The following is a 24,111-nucleotide window of genomic DNA, read 5'->3' on the forward strand; positions in this document are numbered from 1 at the left end:
CCGGGAGCGATAGCCGCGGCCGTCGAGGCCGAAGCGCAAGCGGCCAGTCGCCGCGATCAGGTCCGCGATGCTCTGATGCGCGATCGCGAGGCGGCACGCTACAACGCCGATCGGGCGTTCCGGCAATACGACGCCATCGATCCGCAGAACCGGCTGGTCGCGGCGGAACTGGAGTTGCGATGGAACCGGGCGCTTACGCGTGTCGGCGAGATCGAGAGCAGGATTGCCGCGCATGATGCCTCGACATCGGAGCCATCACTTCTGTCGCCAATACACGTCACCGCGCTCGCCGCCGATCTCAAGGCTGTGTGGGCGGCGCCGACGACGGATGCAAGGCTCAAGAAGCGCATCGTTCGCACCGTCATCCGGGAGGTGGTCGCCGATATCGATGACGAAGCGTCAGAGATCGTTCTTCTGATCCATTGGGTTGGCGGCGTCCATACTGAACTGCGCCTGCCGAAGCGGCGCCGTGGACAGCGCAACAGCACGTCCGGCGAGATCATCTCGGCCGTCCGCCAACTGGTGCTCATCGCCAATGATGATCTGATTGCTGGCATCCTCAACCGCAATGGACTGGTGACCGGCCACGGCAATCGATGGACACGCGAACGGGTCACCGCGCACAGGTCGCATCATAAGATCCCTGTCTTCCGGCCAGCGGCGGACGGCAAAGAGCCATGGCTTAACCTGAACAAGGCGGCGCGCCTTCTCGGCGTTGCACCGAAGACCCTCAGGCTCGCCGCCGAGGCGGGCGAGATCGAAGGCGTTCATCCTCTGCCGGATGGTCCATGGGTCTTCAGCCGATCAACGCTTGGCGAACCGGCGGCACAGCGCATCGTTCATCGCGCGCGGCAAAACCCAAAATACCCCACGGGATCGCATCCAGATCAGCAAAACCTATTCACTTCAACGACATAGACAGATGGGTGTTATGAAACAGGATTTAAGTCGGCGCGCCACAGGGCGATGGCGACGCGTGCCTGAGCCAGCGAAGTAAACAGCGTCTCGTTGAGCAGTTCATCGCGCAGTCGGCCGTTGAAGCTCTCGATGAAGCCATTCTGCATCGGCTTGCCGGGCGCGATGTAGTGCCATTCGATCCCGTGATCCTTCGACCATGCGAGGATGGCGTTCGACGTGAACTCCGTGCCGTGGTCGGAGACGATCATGCCTGGCTTGCCGCGCTGGGCGATCAGTTCCGTCAGTTCACGGGCAACCCGGCGGCCGGAGATCGAGGTGTCCGGAATCGCGGCCAGACATTCGCGTGTCACGTCGTCGACGATGTTGAGCACACGGAACCGCCGGCCACAGGCGAACTGGTCATGGACGAAATCCAGCGACCAGCGCGCATTCGGCTTTGCCTCGACCAGGATCGGCGCCCGCGTGCCGACTGCTCGCCGTCTTGCCCGGCGCTTGCGCACTGTCAGACCTTCCTCGCGATAGAGACGGTAGATACGGTTGACCCCAGATGCCTCGCCCTCGCGCCTGAGCAGGATGAACAGCCGCCGGTAGCCGAAGCGTCGGCGCTCGTTCGCGAGGTCACGCAGCCGACCACGCAGCTCCGTCTCTGGCGGTCGGCGAGACTGGTAGCGGATCATCTTGCGATCGGCGCAGACGAAGGAACAGGCCCGACGCTCCGATAGGCCCATGACGGCCTGCAGATGCGCGACGGCTTCGCGCTTGGCGGCGGGCCCTACCATTTTTTTGACAGAAGCTCGCGCAATGCCGAGGCTTCGAGCATCTGGTCGGCGAGCAGCTTCTTCAGCTTGGCGTTCTCGTCTTCCAGAGCCTTCAGCCGCCATCCCGCCATACTTGGCCTTCCAGTTATACAGCGTCGCCTCCGAGACCCCGTGCTTGCGGGCAAGATCGCCCGCCTTCGCACCCGCCTCATGCTCGCGCAGAACCGCGATGATCTGCTCTTCCGTAAACCGCTTTCTCTTCATCAGTCCGTCCTTCAATCAAGGCCCGGACTCTAATCTCAGATGGAGGAAATTCTCAGTGGCAGGTCAATCTCAACCAAATCCGAAGCGATCGCCGTCATCAGACCACGCAGAACATCAGCGCGCCCTTACCGGCCCGCGAAACGCCGGTAGTTCGAGGTGACCGGCTCTATTAGTCGCCACGATCGGAGCCAGCGAAAAGCCAGGAAGTTCTTTTGCTGGCTGATGGAGGTTGGCAACCGTTGCCGAATAACCACCAATCACAGCACTCCACTGTGTTGGCTGAGTCTTCAAGCCCCATTCACATCATCAAGATTGATTAGTGAAGATTTCATAAAGTACACGTAAATTTATGATTTTATTACAAGTAAATCGCGCAGATTATTGTAGGCTTGGGTGCGAATGATCGGCACTCAGGAGCATTCCATGCCATCTGACTTCGGCAAGGTTTGCGAGTTCGATGCGGCCCTTGTCAGGAACGGATTCGACCGCCCTCATTGGCCGCTGTTCGTGGAACAGTGCTTCGTATCGGAAGGAATGGCCCCTGAATGCAACATGCCCTGCACCTTTACCGCCATTCCCAAATTCTGGGAAAGAGCATGCTTACTGTTAGGCGGGTCCGATGATCGCGAGTCTCTGGTCACTGATGCAATCCACCATCCAATTGGTATCGGAGACTGCACCTACCGACTGCGCTGAACGACAAAATCGGCAAGTCCCGTCTCCATCCCAGGAGACAGCCGATGGGTTCTTCAGAGAGACAGTCCTCTTAGTGTATGACCGATACACAGTTCGACCAGAACGAGCAATGCCATACTGAATGCCGATAGTCGCAGAACGTCCCAAAGACGCAACAGTCCCTCCAAAGCCGGTGTCCGTAAACTCGATCATTCAGCCTCTCGTCCCTGAGGTCTAGCAGGGAACAGCTTCTGTTCTGCTCGCCGGCAATTGCTCGCCACGGAGAATTAAGATGGTTCCAAGTAGTATAGCTTCGCATTTCGCCCAGTTGAAAAAGATAAATCCGCTGGCCTTCAAGGCCATCGAACCGCGAATCGTTAGAGAATCCTCCGCCCGCCTTACCAATCTGGCCAATCTCTCGCGCAATGAGTTCACCTCGGAAGGGCGTGGATCCGATTACCTCGATAGCATCCAACTGTCGCTGCTGGCACGATCGGAGGGTGTGATGGATCTTCTGGGCAAGATGCACCCCAATGGTCGCGAGGGACTTTGTTCATCACTAATCATCTGCGATCTTCTCGCCGGTGACGGATATGTGAACAAGGTAGCCCACCGGCTCTTGGGTGCGGCACACTGCCCGACGTTCATCAACTCTGACATCTCTCAGTTCATGGTGGACCGTTGCATCCACGACGGCCTGTTTGCGATCTGGCAAAGTGCGACCGATCCGTTCTGGATAAGAGACGGATCGGTGGATGGTGTGCTGATGGCCTATGGCACGCACCACATCCCGCGGGCTCAGCGCGCCACCGCTGTCCACGCGGCTGCGCGAATTCTCCGGCCCGGTGGCATCTTTGTTCTTCATGACTTCGAAGAGGGCTCACCCACTGCCCGCTGGTTCGCTGACGTGGTGTCAACTCATTCTGTGACGCCGCATGACTATCCTCATTTTACCGCGGGCGAGGTGCTCGATCTGTTCTCTGCTGCGCAGTTCGATGACGTAACAGTGCAGCGAATCACAGACCCATTCGTATTCCACGGAGGAGATGAGGAGAGCGTTCTCCAATTACTAGCCGAATATGTCGTGAAGATGTACGGGCTAGAGAGGCTCCAGCCCCACACCCAGCGCGTGCTCGCGCTTCTTGATGAGTATTTCGGGCTCGTCGTGAGACGAACCCCTCACGGTGAGTTCGAAGCGCGCATAGCGCGCAATGCCTTGGTCGGCAGAGGGCGACGGGTGTGAAACAACAGTATCCCTGGCATCATCAAGGGGCTACTTTTATATACTCTACCGTGTCGTAGCCGCATGCTTCGAGTTCTGTTGCCGTGCGATTATCGTTTGGGCTCCATACCTGACTGTAAGCGCCTCCGCGATCCTGTATGCGCTGGGTGTGAACGGCGGTTGAATTTGCGTGATTCTGACGAAATGGACATTGTTGGCGTCGAGTGGGGTAGCACGTTTCAGCGGCGCAGAATTCGGCAAGGTGCGCGGCTCGCTTCTACTTGGCAATCTGTTGCTTTGCGTGACTGCGGCTGACCGCCGGCCGGCGGCGCCGTAAGACCTATCGGCACGACAGGCACGGCGTCGATCTCAAAAACGTGGCTGTCGAATCTGCGGTATCCATCCGGCGTGGCCGCCTCGCGTGGTTGGAAGGGTGCTTTGGAGTCGCCGACCATAAGTCTACGGAGTGCTACGCGGCGAGCTGACGGCTTGATTGCGAACAGGACGCGTGCTGCGGGTGCCCAGGGCGCGCGTCCGCAGGCGAGGCAAGGGCTTTGTCTCGCCTGAGACCATGATCAGCCAGCGTCCGGCCGAAGCAGCCGACCGCGCGGTGCCGGGACATTGGGAGGGAGACGTCATCCTCGGTCTTGGCAGTTCGGCGATTGGCAAGCCGGTCGAGCGCACGGCCTTCACGATGCTGCTTCATCTCCCCGCCACGTGGGGCACGGCGAGGCTTCCCGCACGAAGAACGGCCTGCGGTCGCTGGACATGATCTGAGGCCGTGCGTGACGCGATTCCATCATCACCTTCGCTGACTTGGGATCATGGAGCCGAAATGGCCCAGCACGATCGTTTCAAGATCGATGTGGGTGTCCAGGTCTACTTCTGCGATCCACAGAGCCCTTGGCAGCGAGGCACTAACGAGAACACCGATGGGCTGCTGCGTCAGTACTTCCCGAAAGGCACCGACCTCAGCATACAGCGCCGACGAGACCGCCGCCGTGGCAGCGGGCCCTCAATGCCCGACCGAGAAAGACGCTAGGCTGGAAAACGCCGGCAGAGGCGCTTGACGAGTTGCTGCCGTGGGTGAACATAATCGGTGTTGCGACGATCGCTTGAATCTGCCCAATACACGAGCGAGCAGTTCCAGCGCCTGATGACTGACAATGGCATCACGCCAGGGCGGATTCGTTCGATTACATCGAGCGCTTCTACAATCCTCGGCGAAGGCATTCGACACTGGGTATATGGAGCCCTGTCGAGCCTGGGGAACGAGCTATGTTAGCTTAACCTGGTGTCCGAAAAACCAGCAGCACGTGACGCCGGCCCGGACACGGACCCGGCAAAGAGGCCTTCTCAGCACTCGACGCGTAATTGCCTCACCGCGCCGGAACAGCATCGGCGTCGCCGCGATGGATTTCGACATAAGGGATCAAAACGCGGCCCAAATCGCCACCAAGTGGTACGAACCGGGTCTCGTAGAATTTGCTCTCGCGAATGCGCAGGACCCCCGTACCAACGTCAACATCGGCCAGGGTAAGGGCGAGCGCTTCGCTGATGCGAAGTCCGGCACCGTACAACAAAGCAAGAGGATCCGATAGGTCTCCGGGGCGATATGGCTACGCGGATGATCAATTGCCGGGTGGCATCGAAGAGGCGACGCAATTCGTCGCGAGAATAGATATAAGGCACGAAGGCTTGCTCCTGTTTGGGAACACGCTGCGGCAGCCGCGACTGGTCGGTGAAGCCGCGGGAGACGGCATATCTGTAGAAGCCGCGAAGCACGCTGTGCTTGTATTCCCAAAGACGGGTGATCGGGCCATGTCCGGCCAGAAAGGAGGCCACATCGACGGCGCTGACATCGCACGGCGATCTCGCCCACGGCCCGGCAAAACGACCTGAGGGTGCGCGCTTCCACTCCAGAGCGCATCCCCGTGGCCTGCTTATGTCGACATAGGAGGCGACCGCGTCGGCGAATTTCATGCGAGCCAGGTCAAATCCGCCACCTCGCGCAAACCGGTCAGGTCGACCTTGGCATAGACCCGCGTCGCATAGGCACTGCGATAGCCGAGATGATCGCCGATCTCCTTCAAGCGGAGCCCGGTCGCGACCAGGCGGGTGGCACAGGCGTGGCGAAGGCAATGCGGACCATGGCGGCTGGGGAATGCCCAGCTGCGCCAAGCGACTGCGGACCACATGGTACGTGCCGCCTGCCGAAAGCGGCCGGAATGGAGCCTTGAGCCAGGAAGAGCTCCCGGCGCTCGCAACGTGGCCTGACGCGTTTGAGGTACTGAAGGACAGCGTCACCGACAGAAGTCACGGGCGGGTAGTATTGCGCGCGCCGTTCCTTTGGTCGATGAACGGTGATGGCTTCATTCGACCAATCAGATATTCAGGGCGCAACTGCCGCACCTCACCGCTTCGTAGATCGTAAATGGCGAATAACGTGAGGATCGCATGGTCGCGAATGGCGCGGGTCTTCTCCGCCGGTGCTGGCGACCAGCTGCTGCACGTCGTCCAGGCCGGACCCGTCGGGCAGGCCTACTTCTTTAAACAACCGAGGCGCGTCGATGGACCGCGGCAATCCCAAGGCGACACCAGCTGCGCGCCTCGGCGTGTCGGAAGAAGGAACGCAAGTGCGCCAGCGCTCGATGCGACGGACACACGCCCCAGCCTTCCTGCCTTTCAGGCCGAGGAAGGTATCTGTATCGGTCATGGCGATCTGCGCGGTCGATGTTTTGCGCGGCCGAACCGTTTAAGAAGGCAGTCGACATGCCAGCGCCGGTTCCGAACTGTCGCCGACGCCAAGCCGCGTTCATGACGCAAGGACGTGACAAAGTCCTGGACGTCGGTCGAAAAGCCACCCGGCTTGTCGTGCGGCAGCTCAACCAAACGACCCGGGAAGCGGAGCCTGGCGGTGGCCGTTTGAACGAACAGTTGTCGTGGTCACCGATCATCTCGCGCGCGAGCTTGGACAAGTTGATGGTCGGCCCGGCTTTGGGCAGGTGATACGATATCAGAGTCGTGACAGGCCGGTCAACCCAAGGTCGATCCATCGCGCGGTAATCAGCAGCTCGCTGGCAACGCGTAGCAAGGTGGCATGAGCAAGCCCATCCACGGGGCGCGATGCACGAGATATCGCTCTCGCTCGTCTCGTGCGGGACCGGTTTGATGGCGTGCCAGGACTTTGGGGTAACTGAACAGGGTGTCGAACATGATCGGAACTCCAGATTGATGAGGAGAATCCGACCACTATCGGTCGACTCATAATGCGGCGCTCGAAATCGTCTTCATGGCGGAAACGTTGGGCGCCGCGCCCGAGCGCCACATAAGTGCGGACGCTACATTTCACACCAAATGTTGCCGGCCACATTTGGTGCGGGAAATCCGCACGCCCGAATCTGTGAGGGCGAAAGCCGAATGGCGGAGCTACTCGACCATCTGGGACGCGAAGCTTTTTCGCAACCGGCGTCAATTGTTCGAAAGTTCGAAACCCGACGCAGTTGTTGACAAGCAAACAAGCGGAATCAGACGGGAAAGGACGACGTATTGGACTGACACCGTTTTTTGGTTGGCACCACTCTTGCGTTTTGAACTGCGACGTCCACCCAGCAACGGAGCCGTTCGATGTCTGTATCAACGATTTCAGTTACCCTCGACCAGTTGCTCGCGACGGGACAGGCCAGGAGATCTCCTGACTTGAGCAGCCAGAGTGCGCAGTCCACTTAATTTGCTCGCTCTGTTCTATGGCGACCCGCTTTTTGCTCGGTTGGCCAGGCTCGCGCAAGTTCGCAAGCCATCGATATGACGATTCGCGGGTCGGCTGGAGAATAATCGTAATCGGCAACTAGCAACGCAAATCAGTTTCAAGCAGTGCGGGATGACGGTACGTAAAAAATAAGGCAGGAGAATTCGACATGTCTGATAAGTTAAATTATGGCGAAATTTATGCTCCGATCTATGAAGAATACACCGCCTTACAAGGTAAAGTTGCTGAAGTAGACGAGACGGTCGACTTTCTTGAGCGATATTGCAGCGGGGGCAGTGCTCTCGAACTGGGTATAGGCGACGGGCGCGTGGCAGTGCCGTTGAGCAAGCGCGGCGTTAAGGTCGAAGGTATCGACAATTCGTGCAGCATGTTAAAACTTCTCGCCAAGCGCACCGACCTAATCAAAGCTTGGCAGGGAGATATTGCCCATTTTAGATCAGAGCAACGCTACAGGATGGTGTACTGCGTTTATAGCACCTTCACGCTGCTCTTCACGCGGGAAGCGCAAATAGCTTGCCTCCGATCTGCTATGGACGCCCTAGATGATGACGGGGTTTTGGTGATAGAATTAGGTGTGCCGGGCTGTTATCCTTCTGTCGGCGGCCAGAAAACCACAACGGCGCGGCTAGTGGATTATGAGAATACGATCCTCAATGTGGCTGTCCACGATCCGCTAAACCAGAACTTGGTTTCAACCCTCCTCTGGTTTTCTGGCACGTCGGTAAGACGTTTACCGCAACGCGTTCGTTACGTTTATCACCAGGAACTCGATACGATGGCCGAATGCGTGGGGCTAGAGCTAGCGGAGCGGTGGGGAGATTGGGCGAGAAGTGCGTTCACCGAACGATCCGAGAGTCATGTCTCGGTCTACCGGCGAAGCAGTCCGTAGTGCGGGGATTCAAAGCGGGCATTCTTGGCAGCTTCCCTGTTTGCAGCTCTGAATGCGTTAGCTACATTTAATCCGCGGAATTGGCGGGACCTGCAGGAATTACCCTTTCGCATTCAATGTTCGGGAAATAGGCCGAGATCCGATAGAGATTGCCAGCGATTGGCCTGAGCTCACTGCGGGCTCCACCATGCAAGCATGGGCCTTGCATACCCGCTGATCGAACACTTTGCTGCCGGACCAATCGGCTCAGCCGCGCATGAATACCTCGCATCCAACCGCTAAATGCAGGGTTTGATCATCGAAAGCTCACAATGCGACATAAACAGGCTCTGGCTTTCGCTACAAATCCCAAAGAGTGGCGCCTAACGCTCCTGCCAAGTCTACCGCCCTTCACCTCTGCAATAATTCGATGGAGTTAATATAATGCCGATCAGCAAAGGTTCACAGGTTTTCCCTCGAACAGAATACCTACGCAGGCTAGCCGCAGTTAAGGAAGAGATGGATCAGCGTAACGTGGGCGCGCTTGTAGTAACAGAGAACGCGCACATTACCTATCTAATCGGGTCTACGGCGAGATCCTACAACAGGAGAGGTCTTGTTGTTTCCGCTCGCCAAGAGCAGCCGACGTTCATCCTGCGCTGGATGGACGTGCCAGCGGCTTTTCGAGAGACATTCCTGGATCGCGACAAGGTGATTGGCTATCCTGACGAGTTGATGTTGGATCCCTCAAAGGACGACGGCTATGATGCGGTGATCGATTTCGTCTTGGAGGCTGGGCTCGCGAACGACCGCCTAGGACTCGAGATAGGAAATCTGACGGCCGACGCGGTAGAAAAATTCAAGGCGCGGTTGCCGCAGGCGCGGATCGTAAATTTCACGGACGTCATCACGTCAATGCGGACTATTAAATCTGATCTTGAGATTGCTGTCATGAGGGAAGCGGCAGCCATCACCGACGCGGGAATCCTGCGTGCAGCGGAAGTGATTAGCCCCGGCATGCTGGAAGCGGACGCCATCGCCGAAATTGTAGGAACGCTTGTGCGCGGTGCCAACGGCAAGACTGGAACATGGATCGCGACTCCATTCATGTGTGCATCACCGAGGGTTGGAACTGCACACGTTACGTGGAGTGAGGATGTTCTTCGCGATGGTTCGCACATAAATTTGGAAATCGCCGGAGTGCGGCACGGCTACACTGTGCCGATTTGCCGAACCTACTCTATCGGCAAACCTTCCGATCGTCTGCTTCGCATTCACGAGGCTCAACTCGCCGGCTTGGAAGCTGGGCTAACCTCCATTCGGGCAGGAGCGATCATCGGCGATGTCGCTCACGCAATCCATCGCGCGACTGAGAGGTTGGGCTTCAAGAAGAGGTCCCGCCCTGGCTACGGCATCGGCATTGATTGGGCGGAGCGCACACTCAGCCTCCAAGAGGGAAATCTGTCAGTTCTGAAACCTAACATGACCTTCCATATGCATTTGGGTTCGTGGGTGGAGGAAGACTTCGGTTACGTGATCAGCGAGAGCATTCGGGTAACCGAGTCCGGCGTTGAAGTGCTGACAAAGGCGCCCCGGCAGCTTTTTGTCCTTAGCTAAGACTAGCAGGCACGATCCTGGGGGAACTCTCCCAAGGTCGTTCAACAGATTGAGACGCCTCGCTCTACTGATCCATCATGCGGCGGCCCAGTACCGACCGCGAAGAGAATCAAGTGACCCACGGAGGCGACATCGTCCGGAAAAGAAAGCGCAGGAGGATATTGACCTTCCCAATCAGAGACCTGATAGAGCACGTCCTGCGATCAATGAATCGATTGTGATGTGAAAACGGTCTTCGCTGGTGATCACTTTGATGAGGTTCTCTTCTCTATTCGGCGTGGTGAGGTCAAGCACTTTCTGACTATCCGTACCTCTGGTGTTTGATGTCTTCGCAGTATGGCGCTTCTCTCCGGGATCGACCTCTGTTGGCCTCCCATGATGGGACCTGAAGAATGGGGCGGAACAATCTAATCGGCGACCTAATCGCGATGAGCGATCGCAATAGACAACCCCGCAAACTCACCCCATCCGTCGTCCTGCGAAGGACATCTTTCCACCGGCGGCGGAATCTTCCTGTCTCCTTTGGTTCTCGTTATCCTGGTTGCTAATTACGCAGTATAGGCAAGCCCTCCCGGGTCCAACAGAATTCGGTCCGGTCTCCACATGCGATGCATGATCACCGCAAGCCGCCGGCCAAGGCTACACCCGCCTTTTGTCTGCCTCTGCGTTTGGCGATATTGCCCAGGCTCTTAGCCAAGACCATTTCTTCACATTTGTCAGCAAGACTTGCGCTGTATCGTAAAGCAGTGACGTGCTCCCCGGAAAAGTCCTCGGTTTGAGGTTAGCCTGTTCCTCGGATGAGGAGACAGGCAATGAAGCGATCGAGATTTTCTGACGAACAGATCATCGGCTCTTTGAAGGAACACCAAGCTGGGCTTTCGGCGACAGAACTGTGCCGACAATACGGTGCGAGCGACGCGACCTTCTATAAGTGGCGCTCGAACTATGGCCGCATGGATGTGTCGGAGGCGAAGCGGCTGAAGAGCCTTGAGGTGGAGAACGGCAAGCTGAAGCGTCTGCTGGCCGATGCCATGCTCGATGTCTCGACCTTGAGCGAGATGCTCGGAAAAAACTTCTAACGCCTGGGTCGAGGAGGACTGCCGTGACCTGGGCGATCGAGAAAGGCTATTCGCAGCGTCGCGCCTGCGGGCTCGTCGGCATGGAGCCGCGGTCTACCGCTACCACCCGTCCCAACCGGATGATGCCGGTTTGCGCAAGCGGCTGCGGGATCTGGCCGCCGAACGCCGGCGCTTCGGCTACCGTCGGCTGCACCTTCTCCTGCAGCGCGAAGGCGTGGCGGTGAACTGGAAGAAGCTCTTTCGCCTTTATCGCGAGGAGCGGCTGACGTGCGCAAGCGCGGTGGTCGCAAGCGGGCCTTGGGCACCAGGTTCCGATGGCGATACCGCAGGAGGCCGACCAGCGCTGGAGCCTCGACTTCGTCTCCGACACGCTGATCGATGGTCGCCGCTTCCGGATACTATGCGTCATCGACGACTTCAGCAGAGTGTCTGGCCACGGTCGTCGACAACTCGATTCGGGTGAGTGTGTCGCCCGCGAACTCGACATCATCGCCGAGCATCGCGGCTACCCCTGCATGATCGTGTCGGACATCGACACCGAGCTGACTTCGAACGCCATTTTGGCTTGGCAGGAGGATCGGCATGTCGAATGGCACTACATCGCGCCGGGCAAGCCGATGCAGACGGATGTTGTAGAATAGCCCGTTCTTCTCATTCGGCGGCTTTTTCCACAGCTTTCGGCCTTTCCGGCCTCGTTCGCCATCGGGAAGTCGCTGCTGCATAGGCAGCTTCCGCCTTCTCGACTCGGGATCGTTCTTCGGCGCGCTTGGCCGGGATGTTGTAGTCGAAGACGGTGCCGCGTCTGGCATGGCTGGTCGGAAGGCCGGCACGCAGCTCGACCGATCTGAGCTTGCGGGCGAGCAAGGCCGGCCGGGCCCAGATGTAGTCGGTATCCTTGCTCAGCATGTGCCAGATGATCATTGCAAGCTTGCGCGCAGTGGCGACGGCCGCGATGTGTTTCCCGAGACGCGAGGCGATCCGCTTGTAGAAGCCGCGCAGAGGACCCGGTGAGCGGGGAGCCGCCCATGCCGCCTCGACCAGCATTCCCCGTGCGCGCCCTCGGCCCTGCTTCGTTATGCGTCCATGATAGGCCGGCCCCTCACCGGCTCACGAACAGGGAGCCAGCGGGCAACACGACAAATACCGATCCGCGCTCGCAGCGCATCCGGGCGAGTCGTAGGGGCGGCCAGATAACGTGCTCGAACTCTCAGTTCATCTGCATACGACGGCCTGCTTGCGTGCTCCCGGTGCCCCGTGGCCCGGATCCGCCAAGCCTACCCGACCTGACGACCGAACAAACGCTGGCACCGAGAACAACATGCCGGATAATGGCTTCGTGGAAAGCTTCAATGGTCGGCTACGCGATGAGTGCCTCAACGAACGGCTCTTCATCAGCTACCGGCACGCCCGCAACAGCATCGAAGAATGGAGGATCGACTACACTGTGAATCGCCCACACACGAGCCTCGGTGGGCTCACCCCGCTTGAATATGCAACCCGACCGTCAAGGATCACAACGTGAACAGGGCTAACTTATGAACGGGGATATTCAGGGGAGCACGTTGCGTAAGGTGAGACAATCCGCGACAGGGCACCGCGAGCACGCCAAGTAGGCAGCAGGCCGATCCAGATGCTTTCTTAGCGGAACCGCCGTGCGACCTGCCTCGGGTTGCCTCGAGAGCGCCGATTGTCCCGCAGCACCGTCTCCATCAGCAAGGGTCCGCAAAATGCCTTAAGGCGATATTATTGCCCACTAGAGATTAATCCATGCCTAAAACATGTTGGACATGCAATAGTTTTTGGACAAAGCTGCGAGGATCAACGTGCAAGAGATTGTCCATGGACGAAGTCGTTACGAAGCAAGAAGGCCACGCGTTTCGCATTGTTTTCAACCGACCCGAACGGATGAATGCGGTCAACGAAGCCCTGTATCAACAGACGTTCGATGCCCTGAATTGCGCAGACAACGATCCTAATGTGAGGTGCGTGATCCTATCTGGAAACGGCCGGGCCTTCTGTGCCGGTGCTGATCTGAAGGCCCACAAATCCGGCGAGCGGACGCGCGATGAGCGCGAGGCTTATATTATGCTCGGGCAGAGGGTGTGCGAGCGGATACAGATAATGAAGATGCCCGTAATTGCCGAGGTGCACGGCTATGCTCTAGGCGGCGGAGCGGAAATCGCAACCTCTGCCGATTTTCTCGTCATATCCGAGGACGCCCAACTCGGATTTCCCGAAGTTGCTATTGGAACCTATGTGGGGGGTGGTGTGACGCTCCGACTTCCTTGGCTTATAGGGTTGAGGAAAGCCGCGGGTCTTTTGCTGCTGGGCGATAGAATAACCGGCGCGAAATGCCTGGAAATTGGTCTGGCAACCGCGGCTCCGCCAGCGCAGCATTTGAAGGAGCACACAGCCGCGTTGGTGGAGCGCATCGTCAGGAACGCACCGCTGCCAATGGCTCGTCTCAAGGCGGCGATCAATTTCCCACATAGCCCAGACAACCTTTTTCGGAGCGAGGCCGAAGACCTGCTAGCGATCATGGAAACTAGGGATTGGGCAGAAGGCGTCGCGGCCTTCGCGGAACGCCGCTCGCCCCGTTTCGAAGGAAGATAGGGCCATGGATTACCACAACCAAGTAACGGCCTTGAGCCGCATACTTGAGCCGCATTCAGTCGCGATCATCGGCGCATCCGCCAATCCCGACAAGCGCGGCTATCAGATCGTCAAGGCTCTTAAAAAAGCGGGCTACGCCCATCCCATCTTGCCCGTCAACCCGAGGGGAGGGACGATCCTCGATTTGCCGGTCGTTAGTGACATTGATGCCCTTCCGGACGGCGTGGATATTGCGGTGATCGTTCGGCCGGCGGAGGAAGTGCCCGATATCCTTATCCAGTGTGGAAAAAAGGGCATCGCAGGCGCAGTCGTATTGGCCCACGGGTTCCGCGAGCGAGGAGACGGGGGATCTGCCGCTGAACAAAGATTGCGAGATGCATTGGTAACAAGCGGTGTCCGCATTATCGGACCGAACACATCAGGAATGCTGAACTGTAGTGTGCAGGCAGACCTCATTGGCTTGCCGGAATTGCCGCCGAGCGGGCCAGTCAGCGTTCTAACGCAAAGCGGTAACATGATCCTGTCGATCGTCGAGGACAGCCGGTGGATCAATGGCCCAGGTTTCGATATCATCGCAGGACTTGGTAATCAGACTGACCTTGGATATGGCGAGTTGATCGAGGAGCTCAGCCATCGCAAGAGCACTCGTTCGATTGCCATCTACAGTGAATGCCTGTCGGATGGCCGAGGGTTTTTGGACGCGGCCACACGAGTTGGACAGAATTGCCCGATTGTGATGCTTCGCGGTGGACGATCCATCGAGGGTCGGAGGGCAGCGCTATCCCATACAGGTTCGATCGCCGGCGCCGACGATATCGCCCTGAAGGTATTGGCACAGATGGGCGTGACTTTGGTCGATCGCTCAGATGAGTTGTTGCCCGTTGCTGCGCTTCTCGCAACCAGCCCACTTCCAAGACCGGAAACCGGAATTGCGGTTCTGACTGACGGCGGTGGACATGCAACACTCGCCGTTGATGCGCTATCACGGGCGGGGGTGCCGCTTGCAACTCTCTCGGAAGACACAAAGGCCAAGCTGAGAAAGGTCCTCGGCGATGAGGCCAGTGTCGAAAATCCGATTGATGCTGCAAGCGCCGCGGATGCCTATCCCGACGTTTTCCCCGAATGCATCGAAATTCTGGCGTCAGACCCGCAGGTAGGACTCGTTCTGACGAACGGGTTATTCGGAGCTTACCACATAAGGTTCGATACGTCTCTGTTGAAAGCTGAGAATTTGGCGGCTGAGCGGATAGTGGCTCTGCGGAACGCCACCGGCCTGCCTCTGGTTTTTCATAGCTGCTACGCCAACCGCAAACCGGAGAATCACGACACTTTGCGAAATGGCGGCGTTCAGATCTTGCCATCAATAGATTGGGCTGTAGCTGGCTGCAAGGCGCTGTTCGAAAGGGCAAACTGGCTCTCTCGGCGGGGCAAGTCAGATCACAAGCCCCCGATGCAAGCGCCACCTGTTGTCCTTCCCAGCGGGCTATCGGCAGAGACCACAGCCCGCGGGATTTTGCAGAAACTGGGCGTAGAAACTGGTGAATGGTCGGCTGCAGGCGACGCCGATTCCGTGGAGTCAGCTATCTCGAACTTTGCCAAACCCTGTGCCGTGAAGCTAGATTCCGCGGTTGTCGTGCATAAATCCGATGTTGGCGGCGTGCGCCTCGGCGTGACGCAAACGGCGTCGCGCAGCGCCGTGGACAGCATCGCAACGGCTATGGCATCCCACGCTCCACCGGTCACGACCTTCGGCTTCATCGTCACGCCAATGGTGAATAGCGGCGTCGAGCTTTTCGTTGGTGCGACCAAAGATCCGGTGTTTGGCCCCGTGGTCTTGTTCGGCTCCGGCGGCGTGATGGTCGAAGCGATGAAGGACGTGACCTTTCGCGCGGCTCCCTTTTCTCCCGTGGAAGCGTTGGACATGATCAACGAGACCCGCGTTGCGACGATCCTGGACGGCTTCAGGAACTATCCGACAATCGACAAGCAATCCCTCGCGGACTTTATCTCATCCGTGTCCGTCGCAATCTTGAGTATGAAAAATCTTTCTGAACTCGACTTCAACCCGATCATCGCCAACGAGAGCGGCATCCATCCCGTCGATGTGAGACTGGTCGGAAAATAAGAAAAGTCTTAGCGTCATGTCTAATACAACTAAAGCGCAGCTCGCCTTGGCCCTGATGTCGCTGACATTGACCACGGCGGCGCTCGCCTAGCCCGACTGTCGCTACCGGCATTCTTCTTGTTGCGCCTGATTATCTGCTCAACCTTTTGGTGAACCTGAAGTTTGACTATATGCGTCACATATACGGCATGTTCGTATAAATGCACAGAAGGCTGAGCTGAGTGTCGCGCTGGGCAATCAGGTAGCCGACACCGACCTGCTCCTGTGTCGCGAGCCGGAGGCCTGAACCGAATGGGCGAATTCGTCCGCATCTTCGAGATGGGGCCGCGCGACGGCCTGCAGAATGAGAAGCGGCTTGTGCCGGCCCCCGAAAAGACTCGACTCGTCGACATCCTGTCGGACAGCGGCTTCACGAAGATCGAGGCGACCTCCTTCGTCTCGCCGAGATGGGTGCCGCAGATGGCCGATGCTGCCGAAGTCATGGCTAGCATCCACCGTGCGCCCGGCGTCGCCTACGCGGTGCTTGTCCCTAACCTGAAGGGCTACGGGGCGGCGCGGATGGCAAAGGCTGACGAGGTCGCCGTGTTCGCGTCGGCCTCCGAGCTCTTTAGCCGCAAGAACATCAACTGCTCGATTGCCGAGAGCCTCGAGCGTTTTCGCCCCGTGCTCGTCGCGGCTGCCGCCGACGGCATTCCGGTGCGAGGCTATGTCTCCTGCGTCACCGACTGCCCTTACGAAGGGCCGATACCCCCGGCTGCCGTCGCAAGGGTTGCGGCCGAACTCCTTGCGATGGGCTGCTATGAGATTTCGCTGGGCGACACGATCGGCCAGGGGACGCCCGCAACCATCGCGGCCATGCTCGATGCCGTGTTGCAACAGGTGCCGGCCGGGAGGCTCGCCGGACATTACCATGACACGGGGGGCCGCGCCCTCGATAACATCCTGGTAAGCCTGGAGAAGGGCCTGTGCACCTTCGACGCCGCGGTCGGTGGCCTTGGCGGCTGCCCTTTCGCCCCTGGTGCGAAGGGCAATGTCGACACCCTCGCCGTCGCTGCAATGCTGGCCGACAGGGGCTATGAGACGGGCCTCCACATAGAGCGACTGGAGGAGGCGGCCCGCTTCGCGGGCAGCCTGAGAGAGGAGCGGCCATGAGCTTCGACACCATCCGCGTCACGACTGATGAGCTCGGCGTCGCTACGTTGACGCTCGCCCGCCTACACAAGCACAACGCCATGTCGGGACAGATGATCGCCGAACTTACGGCCGCCGCCGAACTGCTCGCCAATGACGACACGGTGCGAGCGGTGGTGCTGACGGGCGAGGGCGACAGCTTCTGTGCCGGTGCCGATCTCAGTTGGATGCGGGCGCAGGCGTCCGCCGAGCGTGACGAACGTGTCGCCGAGGCCAGGAAGCTGGCGCTGGCTCTTCGTGCGCTCAACGAACTGCCCAAGCCGCTGATCGGCCGCATCAACGGCCAAGCATTCGGCGGCGGTCTTGGCCTGATGAGCGTCTGCGACGTCGCGGTCGCCGTCGACACCGCGAGGTTCGGCTTCACCGAGGTCAGGCTAGGCCTCATCCCTGCCACGATCTCTCCCTATGTGCTGGTTCGGATGGGAGAGGCCCGAGCGCGGCGGGTTTTCATGTCAGGCAGGATTTTCGACGCCAATGAAGCCCGCGAACTCGGACTGCTTTCCCGCACCGTGCCGCCGGCCGACCTGGAGGCGGCGGTCGAGGCCGAGGTCCGGCCCTATCGCTCGGCCTCGCCGCAGGCCGTCGCCGCCGCCAAGGCGCTTGCGCGCCGACTTGGACCGGCAATCGATGACGCCGTCATCGGCGAGACGATCGATCTGCTGGCCGATGCGTGGGAAACGACCGACGCCGCTGAAGGAATCGCGGCCTTCTTCGATCGCCGCAGGCCGCGTTGGCAGACGTGAGGCTGGCCCGTTCGGAGGTCGTCCCTCGAACAGGCAGGAGCGACGAACGACGGATCAACTTCTCGTCACGTCCCACCGAGCCGCGACTTTTGGTCCGATCTAGGACAGAGCCACTGTGCGGCACGTCCTCGACGGGACATGGGCTTTTCGCGGCCGAGTCCCACTCACGAACATATACAGGTTGAGATCACGTAAGCACAAGGCCTGGCGAGCACAGGTACGCGAAAAGACTAGGTAGTGAACAGTTCAATCGCGGGGAAATAAGGGCCGATTGTTTGGGCTTGAAGGTGGAAGCTCTCCCTCGACCAGTTCCTTGTCTCTTGTCCTGAGACGATTCAGCCGAATGTAGTCAGCCCACGTTGGCGGGTGGAATGTCTCGGCGCAATGCCAAGGCTTTCGAAGGGTGCGCTGAAGCGTCCGATGCCGGGCGCATACAGCTCGCAACAAGCGCGCAAATGCCTGAGGGTGGTATTAATGCTCATTTGCGATCGATCTATGCCAAAAAAATGTTTGACGCGCAACAGTTTCTCGCGAAGCTACGTGAACAAGGGAGGTGCTCGGGCGATGGCATCGATCAGTCTTGACGGGCTTTCGAAGCAATACGGCCAGATCCGCGCGCTGGAGCGGCTCGACTTCACGGCCGAGCAGGGCGAGTTCGTCACCATTCTCGGACCCAGCGGGTCGGGAAAAACGACGGTCCTCTCGCTGATTGCCGGTCTGACGGAGCCGACTACGGGTCATATCGTCCTCGGCGGGCGCGACGTCACGGCAACCCGGCCGGCGCAACGCAATATCGGGCTAGTGTTCCAGAGCTACGCGTTGTTTCCGCATATGTCAGTGTTCGACAACGTCGCCTTTCCGTTGAAGGTCCGCGGCGTGCCGGCAGAGGATGCGCGGCGGCGGGTCGGCGATGCGCTGGACCTAGTGCGCCTCCGCGGTTTCGAAGCCCGACGCCCGACCCAGCTTTCCGGCGGCCAGCAGCAGCGCGTTGCGTTTGCGCGGGCCATTGTTTTTCAACCCGATATCCTGCTGCTCGACGAGCCGCTTGCGGCTCTGGACAGAATGCTGCGCGAGCAGTTGCAAGTCGAGCTGAAACAACTGCAACGCAAACTCGGAATTACCACAATCTTGGTCACCCACGACCAAGAGGAAGCGCTTTCGCTCTCGGACCGCGTGCTCGTCTTGGCCGACGGTGCGGTCCAGCAGATCGCCGAGCCCTTGGAAGCTTATACTAGACCTGCCAATCGGTTTGTCGCAGGTTTTCTCGGCACTACCAATTGCCTTGATGGCGAAGCGATCCGGCATAGTACCGGGAATTGGGTGATCCGGCTCAGCTCCGGCGAGGAATTGCCCTACCGCGCGTCGGACGAGACGTCCGGATCGCTGGTATCCGTCAGCATACGGCCAGAACATGTTCGCGTGCTCGCGCCGAGTTCGGAGCGGGGTGTCCCCGCGACCGTCATCGAATCCGTCTATCTCGGCCAGACCGTCCGTTACCATGTCGAAACGGCGCGCGGCACGCCATTGATCGCCGCATGCATGCAAACTGGGCGGCCATATCCGCCTGGGGCATCCATTCGCGTCGATTGTGATGCCGAAGCCATGTGGCTCATTCCTGAGGGCGGCGCGGTGCGGGCAAAGCTCCATCACGCCGCGCCCGAATTGCTAAGAGTCTAGGTCAACCACAACGAAGGCGCTGACAGGAACTTGACCATGGAAATGAAACGAACGCTTTCCGCTCTGTTAGCACTGCTTGCCGGGGCGACGGTCCTTGTTGGTGCTCCGTTCGATGCCAAAGCGGAGGATGCGGTAACTGAAATCCGCATACTCGAATCCGGCGGTGCATCCGGTGACTCGATCGAGAAAGGCTACATCACGCCATTTACGCAAAAGACCGGCGTAAAGGTGTTCCGCGAGAACCCAAGCGGGATTGGAAAGCTGCAAGCGATGCTCGCATCCGGTAACATCTCTGCGGTGCTTTTCGAGCTCGTTGGCACTGAGGTCCAGCAGGCCAAGGCTCTAAACCTGCTTGAACCGCTCGATTGGGATGCGATCGCTCCGTTGCCGATCTTTCCCGATTCGCGTGACGGCTACGCACTTGGGTATCAGTACTATTCAACCATCTTGACCTGGCGTAAGGACGCCAAGGCGCCGGCGAACTGGGCGGATTTCTGGAACGTCAAAGACTTCCCCGGCAAACGCGCCCTCCCGGACATGGCATTTTATGCTATTCCGATCGCTTTGTTGGCCGACGGTGTGAAGCCTGACCAGCTCTATCCCCTCGATCTTGACCGCGCCTTCAAGAGCCTGAAAAAGCTCAGCCCCGACGTTGCCGTATGGTGGGCCACCGGCGCCCAACCGCCTCAACTCCTGAATGACAACGAAGTGCAGTATGCAGTGGCATGGTCGGGGCGCGTCACCACCGAGCCGAAGCTGGACTACTCGTTCAACCAGGGTTTGATCGACACCAGCTTCTTCACCGTCCCCCGTGGCGCCAACCCGGCGCAAAAGGCTGCTGCAATGAAGCTACTGCATGAGATGACTGTACCGGAGAACCAGGCTGCGGCTGCGAGCGTCATTTCCTATACCGGAAACAGCCCGAATCTTGATGCCCTCTTGCCGAAGGATCGCATCGGACAGTTCCCGACTGCGAAGCAGAACAAGGACGTGCAGGTCGGTTACGATTACAAATGGTGGGTAGAACACGGCAAGGAGGCCGAAGAGCGCTGGCTGAATTTCAAGCTCGGACTTTAATAGTAGACACTTGGATCCTTAGGCTCGCCGTCTGGAAGGAACAGGCGGCGAGCTGGCATGATACAGCTGACGGATGTAGGGCATGGGACGCATCGGGTTTAATCGTAGCGGTTTTGCATACGTGCTACCCTTGGCTGTAGTCATGCTGGTCGCATTCAACGTTCCGATCTTGCTAATGATGCGTATCAGCGTCGCGCCCTCGTGGACGCTAGCAAACTACCTGCATCTCATCCGGGAAGAGGCTTATCTAAAAGTCCTGCTTAATACCTTCAAGGTGGCGGCGATCACCACCTTCTGCTCCGCTCTGATTGGATATCCGGTCGCCTATTGGATGACCCGACTGTCGCCAACCGGGCGGTTGGTAGCGATTGCTTTCGTAGTAATACCTTTCTGGATCAGCGTCCTGGTGCGCAGCTATGCATGGATCGTACTCCTCGGCAATGCTGGTATCGTCAACCGGACGCTGCTCTCGCTCGCCGTCATCGATCAGCCAATCGGTCTAATGTACAACGAGCTTGGGGTAACCATCGGCATGACCAACATTCTGGTGCCGTTCATCGTCCTACCGCTCTATGCCGCGATGACTAAGCTCGACCGCCGCCTGCTGCAGGCCGCAGCGACCTTGGGCGGGTCGGATTTCCAGACGTTCTGGCTGGTTTTCTTTCCGCTGACTCGGCCAGCCCTTGCCGCAAGCGCTCTCTTGGTCTTCATCTCAGCAATCGGGTTCTACATTACACCGGCACTCCTCGGCGGCGGGCGCGTTTCGATGATAGCAAATGTCCTCGACGTCTTGATCAACCGGGTTCCGAGCTGGGAACTAGCTGCAGCAATTTCTGCCGTACTGCTTGCCGCCAGCGTCGCTCTCTACGCGCTCTATCGCCGTGCTGCGGCGTATTCCGGCATGTGAGGGATGTCATGAGCAAGCGACAAGGGCGACACGGGCGGGGCGGCCACGATACGCCGAACTCCCTGGATGTATTTGAGGCTGCCCCGCTCGAGTGGCGCCCGCGCAGGGTTGCCCTCGGGCGCATGGTTCTTGGTGCGGTGGCGATCTCAGTCTTGCTCTTCCTGGCTCTGCCGATCCTGGTGGTTGTGCCAATGTCGTTCTCGAGCGCGAGCACACTCCAATTTCCACCACCAGGATTATCACTTCGCTGGTATGCAGCATTCTTCACTGATCAACGCTGGATCAACGATCTGTGGACCTCGTTAGGAGTGGCGCTTGCCGCAAGCACGCTAGCGCTGTTGCTTGGAGGCTCGGCCGCCTACGGCCTAGTGAGGGGAAAATTTGCCGGGCGGCTGGTTCTCGAGGCCAATTTCATCCTGCCAATCGTGATTCCGTCCGTCATCACCGCGCTGGCGCTATATCTTGTGTTCGCGCGTATCGGTCTGCTGGGAACCTTGCCAGCGCTTATCATCGGGCACATGGTCCTTGGGGTTCCCGTAGTAGTCCTCGTGATGACCGTCGCCTTCCGCGGTTTCGATGTCAGACTTGAGCAAGTGGCCTTCACCTTAGGGGCTTCTACGCGAGTAATGCTGTTGCGAGTCCTGCTCCCTAACGTCCTTCCCAGCATCGGAGCCGCCTGGATCTTCGCTTTCATCACAAGCTTCGACGAGGTCATCGTCACGATCTTCATCTCCGGAACCTATGAAACCGTACCGAAGCGGATGTTTAATGAGCTGGTACTCCAAATCGATCCGACGATCACGGCCATCGCCTCTTTGCTAACCGGAATCAGTATTCTCCTGCTCGTGGTATCGGCCCTGCTGATGAGGTCAGGAGAGCGGGCTAAATCGGAACGTAACTAGCTTCGGAAAAATGAGTCAGGCCCAATCATGTTTACGGCCTTTTGCGCGGCCCAAAGCATCTGGCGAGAGGCGCGCGCGGTGACCAGGGGCACGGGTTTAAATGGAGAGCGAAAGGTCGGCCGCCTTTGTTACATCAAGTGCCTCACTCTTGGTGTCGACAGACTCTGTCAAACGCATCACCTACCCAAAAAGGGACGCAACTTTGAGAATCGCCGAAGCGAGCCCACTGGATGGGCAAGGCCGCTGAAACGGCTGTATCGATCCCGCCTGTCCAGAGGGGATGGTGCTAACCCGGCCGGCCCTACAGTTGGTATGGCTTTGCCTAATGCCCAATGGTGCGCCGGCTCGCTCCAGTAGATTCATAGTAACGTCACGAGACCGCATATGTCCAAAAATCCCATCTCCCGCGTTCGCGCCAAGGGCGACGCCTTCTCTATCGGCTTCACGCTCGGGCGGGCCACCGCTTCCGGCTTCCGCCAGCGCGTCCTGAGCACCGAGGAATTCCAGGCGCTCTACGCCCGCTGGTATGGATCGGAATATCTGCAGGCGCTGGAATCCGCAGCCCGCGCGGCCTATCCCCGCTTTGTGCGTGAGATTGAAGGCATCGCCGAAGGCGCCGGACAGGATTTCGAAACGGTCTTCCTCTGGAACTGCCGGGGCGACCTACGGCTTCCCGAGCATGTCTCCCCAGTCACGAAAACCATAGCCGCCGCCGGCTGCACCACACTTCTCATTCCGGCGGAAGGTGACGCTCCGGCGATAATCGCCCATAACGAAGACGGCGCCGCCGTGTTTCTAGGCGCTTGTATCTGGGTTGAGGTCGAGCCCAACGAGGGCCCCGCCTGGAGCAGTTTCATGTATCCCGGCATGCTGCCGGGGCACACATTTGGGTTAAACGAAGCTGGGGTCGTTCAGACTGTCAACCACATTAGTGCTCAAGATTTTCAGCCCGGCGTGCCACGGCAGGTCATCTGTCGCGCGATCCTGAACGCGGGAAATCTGGACGAAGCGGTCGAAATACTCAAGCGCAAGGACCGCGCCAGCGGCTTCCATCACAACCTTGGCGACGCGAAGACGCGCAGGCTCGCCTCCGTAGAGGCGCCGGCCTCAGGCTACGCCGTTCGGGAGGCCGTCGCGCCCCGAGCTCACGCCAACCACCTTCTCTTCGAGGAATTCGACGGGCTGGAGCAGACAATCACCCTCTCTTCCCGTAAGCGGCAGGAGGCGGCGGACCGGATGATCGCGGAGGGAGCACTCGCGAGGGGCGCGGAGGCGGTGCTCTTCGACAAGACCACCCTGATCTTTTGCGACAACGATGATACCCTCCAGACCCTTGCCACGAGCGTCTTCGCGCTCTTCCCTGATCGCGTCGAATGGCGCGTGCACGCTACGCCGGGCAAGCTCGACACGCTAAGCGGAACGATGCGGGTCGTCTAAATCAAACCATCCCATGGTTCTATAAATACCAAGGCTCCGATGGCACACCTGGCGGAGATGGTGTTGTTCAGCCAACTCATATGTGAGCACCACCGAAATCTTTGATCGGTGCTGCCTCGATGCCGATCGCCAGCAAACACCAGCAGATCGCCGGCTTCGCTGAGATGTAAGCGGTGCGCCAAGGCACCTTGCAAGAGGCCGATGAACATGGAGTTTTCGCGCCATGACATTGGAACATGCAACGGGCGATATGGTCGCCGAGTTAAGCG

23 protein-coding genes and 3 pseudogenes are annotated in these 24,111 nt (G+C 58.9%); 20 read left to right on the plus strand and 6 right to left on the minus strand.

Annotated features, from left to right (window positions below; genetic code table 11):
• The coding region (locus NKI85_RS34165; protein ID WP_502900765.1) for a MerR family transcriptional regulator at positions 1–918 on the plus strand (918 nt) is incomplete at its 5' end.
• A gap of 11 nt (positions 919–929) precedes the next feature.
• Here the strand turns inward: NKI85_RS34165 and NKI85_RS34170 are convergent.
• Complete coding sequence (locus tag NKI85_RS34170) at positions 930–1,940, minus strand: IS3 family transposase (RefSeq protein ID WP_352780279.1); 1,011 nt, start codon at positions 1,938–1,940, stop codon at positions 930–932.
• Between the two features lie 423 nt (positions 1,941–2,363).
• Here NKI85_RS34170 and NKI85_RS34175 point away from each other — a divergent pair, with 423 nt between their 5' ends.
• The 3 genes and pseudogenes from NKI85_RS34175 to NKI85_RS34185 form a co-directional block, all read left to right on the plus strand.
• Complete coding sequence (locus tag NKI85_RS34175; protein WP_352780281.1) at positions 2,364–2,636, plus strand: hypothetical protein; 273 nt, start codon at positions 2,364–2,366, stop codon at positions 2,634–2,636.
• 271 nt (positions 2,637–2,907) lie between these two features.
• Entirely contained in the window at positions 2,908–3,858 is a 951-nt protein-coding gene (locus tag NKI85_RS34180; RefSeq protein WP_352780283.1) for a methyltransferase domain-containing protein, read from the plus strand.
• Positions 3,859–4,300: 442 nt separating this feature from the next.
• Positions 4,301–4,956: pseudogene (locus tag NKI85_RS34185) on the plus strand (IS30 family transposase); the annotation flags it as partial.
• Positions 4,957–5,216: 260 nt separating this feature from the next.
• Here NKI85_RS34185 and NKI85_RS34195 read toward each other — a convergent pair.
• Together NKI85_RS34195 and NKI85_RS34200 are read right to left on the minus strand one after the other, a co-directional pair.
• Positions 5,217–5,420 (minus strand): tyrosine-type recombinase/integrase, encoded by a 204-nt coding sequence (locus tag NKI85_RS34195; protein WP_352780285.1) that lies wholly within the window; start codon positions 5,418–5,420, stop codon positions 5,217–5,219.
• Between the two features lie 396 nt (positions 5,421–5,816).
• Positions 5,817–6,104 (minus strand): tyrosine-type recombinase/integrase, encoded by a 288-nt coding sequence (locus tag NKI85_RS34200; protein ID WP_352780287.1) that lies wholly within the window; start codon positions 6,102–6,104, stop codon positions 5,817–5,819.
• Positions 6,105–7,754: 1,650 nt separating this feature from the next.
• Between NKI85_RS34200 and NKI85_RS34205 the strand changes: the two genes are divergently transcribed.
• Positions 7,755–8,495, plus strand: coding sequence for a class I SAM-dependent methyltransferase (locus NKI85_RS34205; protein WP_352780289.1), 741 nt, complete (start codon positions 7,755–7,757; stop codon positions 8,493–8,495).
• 423 nt (positions 8,496–8,918) lie between these two features.
• The gene (locus NKI85_RS34210) at positions 8,919–10,091 is read left to right on the plus strand and encodes a M24 family metallopeptidase (protein WP_352780291.1); all 1,173 of its coding nucleotides are present in this window, start codon (positions 8,919–8,921) and stop codon (positions 10,089–10,091) included.
• 544 nt (positions 10,092–10,635) lie between these two features.
• On the opposite strand, the pseudogene NKI85_RS34215 reads toward NKI85_RS34210, so the two are convergent.
• Positions 10,636–10,841: pseudogene (locus tag NKI85_RS34215) on the minus strand (IS110 family RNA-guided transposase); the annotation flags it as partial.
• Positions 10,842–10,903: 62 nt separating this feature from the next.
• Between NKI85_RS34215 and NKI85_RS38055 the strand changes: the two are divergent.
• Genes NKI85_RS38055 through NKI85_RS38070 form a run of 4 tightly spaced genes read left to right on the plus strand, consistent with a single transcriptional unit; the run spans position 10,904 to position 11,811 of the window.
• Complete coding sequence (locus tag NKI85_RS38055; RefSeq protein ID WP_502900766.1) at positions 10,904–11,170, plus strand: transposase; 267 nt, start codon at positions 10,904–10,906, stop codon at positions 11,168–11,170.
• A 23-nt stretch (positions 11,171–11,193) separates the two neighbouring features.
• A complete protein-coding gene (locus tag NKI85_RS38060) occupies positions 11,194–11,394 on the plus strand; it encodes a hypothetical protein (protein ID WP_502900770.1) in 201 nt (66 codons plus the stop codon).
• On the plus strand, positions 11,301–11,633 hold the full coding sequence (locus NKI85_RS38065; RefSeq protein WP_502900767.1) for an IS3 family transposase: 333 nt from the start codon (positions 11,301–11,303) through the stop codon (positions 11,631–11,633). The genes NKI85_RS38060 and NKI85_RS38065 overlap by 94 nt, the downstream gene beginning before the upstream one ends.
• On the plus strand, positions 11,545–11,811 hold the full coding sequence (locus NKI85_RS38070) for a hypothetical protein (protein WP_502900769.1): 267 nt from the start codon (positions 11,545–11,547) through the stop codon (positions 11,809–11,811). The genes NKI85_RS38065 and NKI85_RS38070 overlap by 89 nt, the downstream gene beginning before the upstream one ends.
• Before the next feature lie 10 nt (positions 11,812–11,821).
• Here NKI85_RS38070 and NKI85_RS34225 read toward each other — a convergent pair whose 3' ends face one another.
• Positions 11,822–12,214, minus strand: coding sequence for a hypothetical protein (locus NKI85_RS34225; protein WP_502900768.1), 393 nt, complete (start codon positions 12,212–12,214; stop codon positions 11,822–11,824).
• Between the two features lie 283 nt (positions 12,215–12,497).
• On the opposite strand from NKI85_RS34225, the pseudogene NKI85_RS34230 reads away from it, so the two are divergent.
• The 10 genes and pseudogenes from NKI85_RS34230 to NKI85_RS34275 form a co-directional block, all read left to right on the plus strand.
• Positions 12,498–12,709 (plus strand): annotated as a pseudogene (locus NKI85_RS34230) (integrase core domain-containing protein); the annotation flags it as partial.
• A gap of 300 nt (positions 12,710–13,009) precedes the next feature.
• Complete coding sequence (locus tag NKI85_RS34235; protein ID WP_352780293.1) at positions 13,010–13,783, plus strand: enoyl-CoA hydratase/isomerase family protein; 774 nt, start codon at positions 13,010–13,012, stop codon at positions 13,781–13,783.
• 4 nt (positions 13,784–13,787) lie between these two features.
• Positions 13,788–15,908 carry an acetate--CoA ligase family protein gene (locus NKI85_RS34240; RefSeq protein ID WP_352780295.1) on the plus strand — a complete coding sequence of 707 codons (2,121 nt, stop codon included), beginning with the start codon at positions 13,788–13,790 and terminating at the stop codon, positions 15,906–15,908.
• Between the two features lie 291 nt (positions 15,909–16,199).
• Positions 16,200–17,060: a hydroxymethylglutaryl-CoA lyase gene (locus NKI85_RS34245; RefSeq protein ID WP_352780297.1), complete on the plus strand. Its 861-nt coding sequence runs from the start codon at positions 16,200–16,202 to the stop codon at positions 17,058–17,060.
• The gene (locus NKI85_RS34250; protein WP_352780299.1) at positions 17,057–17,842 is read left to right on the plus strand and encodes a crotonase/enoyl-CoA hydratase family protein; all 786 of its coding nucleotides are present in this window, start codon (positions 17,057–17,059) and stop codon (positions 17,840–17,842) included. The genes NKI85_RS34245 and NKI85_RS34250 overlap by 4 nt, the downstream gene beginning before the upstream one ends.
• 384 nt (positions 17,843–18,226) lie before the next feature.
• Complete coding sequence (locus NKI85_RS34255; RefSeq protein ID WP_352780301.1) at positions 18,227–19,519, plus strand: ABC transporter ATP-binding protein; 1,293 nt, start codon at positions 18,227–18,229, stop codon at positions 19,517–19,519.
• A 36-nt stretch (positions 19,520–19,555) separates the two neighbouring features.
• Entirely contained in the window at positions 19,556–20,596 is a 1,041-nt protein-coding gene (locus tag NKI85_RS34260; protein WP_352780303.1) for an extracellular solute-binding protein, read from the plus strand.
• A gap of 82 nt (positions 20,597–20,678) precedes the next feature.
• The gene (locus NKI85_RS34265) at positions 20,679–21,503 is read left to right on the plus strand and encodes an ABC transporter permease (protein ID WP_352780305.1); all 825 of its coding nucleotides are present in this window, start codon (positions 20,679–20,681) and stop codon (positions 21,501–21,503) included.
• Between the two features lie 8 nt (positions 21,504–21,511).
• A complete protein-coding gene (locus NKI85_RS34270; RefSeq protein WP_352780307.1) occupies positions 21,512–22,405 on the plus strand; it encodes an ABC transporter permease in 894 nt (297 codons plus the stop codon).
• Between the two features lie 384 nt (positions 22,406–22,789).
• Positions 22,790–23,842 (plus strand): C45 family autoproteolytic acyltransferase/hydrolase, encoded by a 1,053-nt coding sequence (locus tag NKI85_RS34275; protein ID WP_352780309.1) that lies wholly within the window; start codon positions 22,790–22,792, stop codon positions 23,840–23,842.
• On the opposite strand, the gene NKI85_RS34280 is transcribed toward NKI85_RS34275, so the two are convergent.
• A partial coding sequence (locus tag NKI85_RS34280) for a hypothetical protein (RefSeq protein ID WP_352780311.1) occupies positions 23,839–24,111 on the minus strand: 273 nt, incomplete at its 5' end. The two genes, NKI85_RS34275 and NKI85_RS34280, sit on opposite strands and share 4 nt — an antisense overlap.

The organism is Mesorhizobium sp. M0571, from assembly GCF_040320985.1.
Classification (GTDB): domain Bacteria; phylum Pseudomonadota; class Alphaproteobacteria; order Rhizobiales; family Rhizobiaceae; genus Mesorhizobium.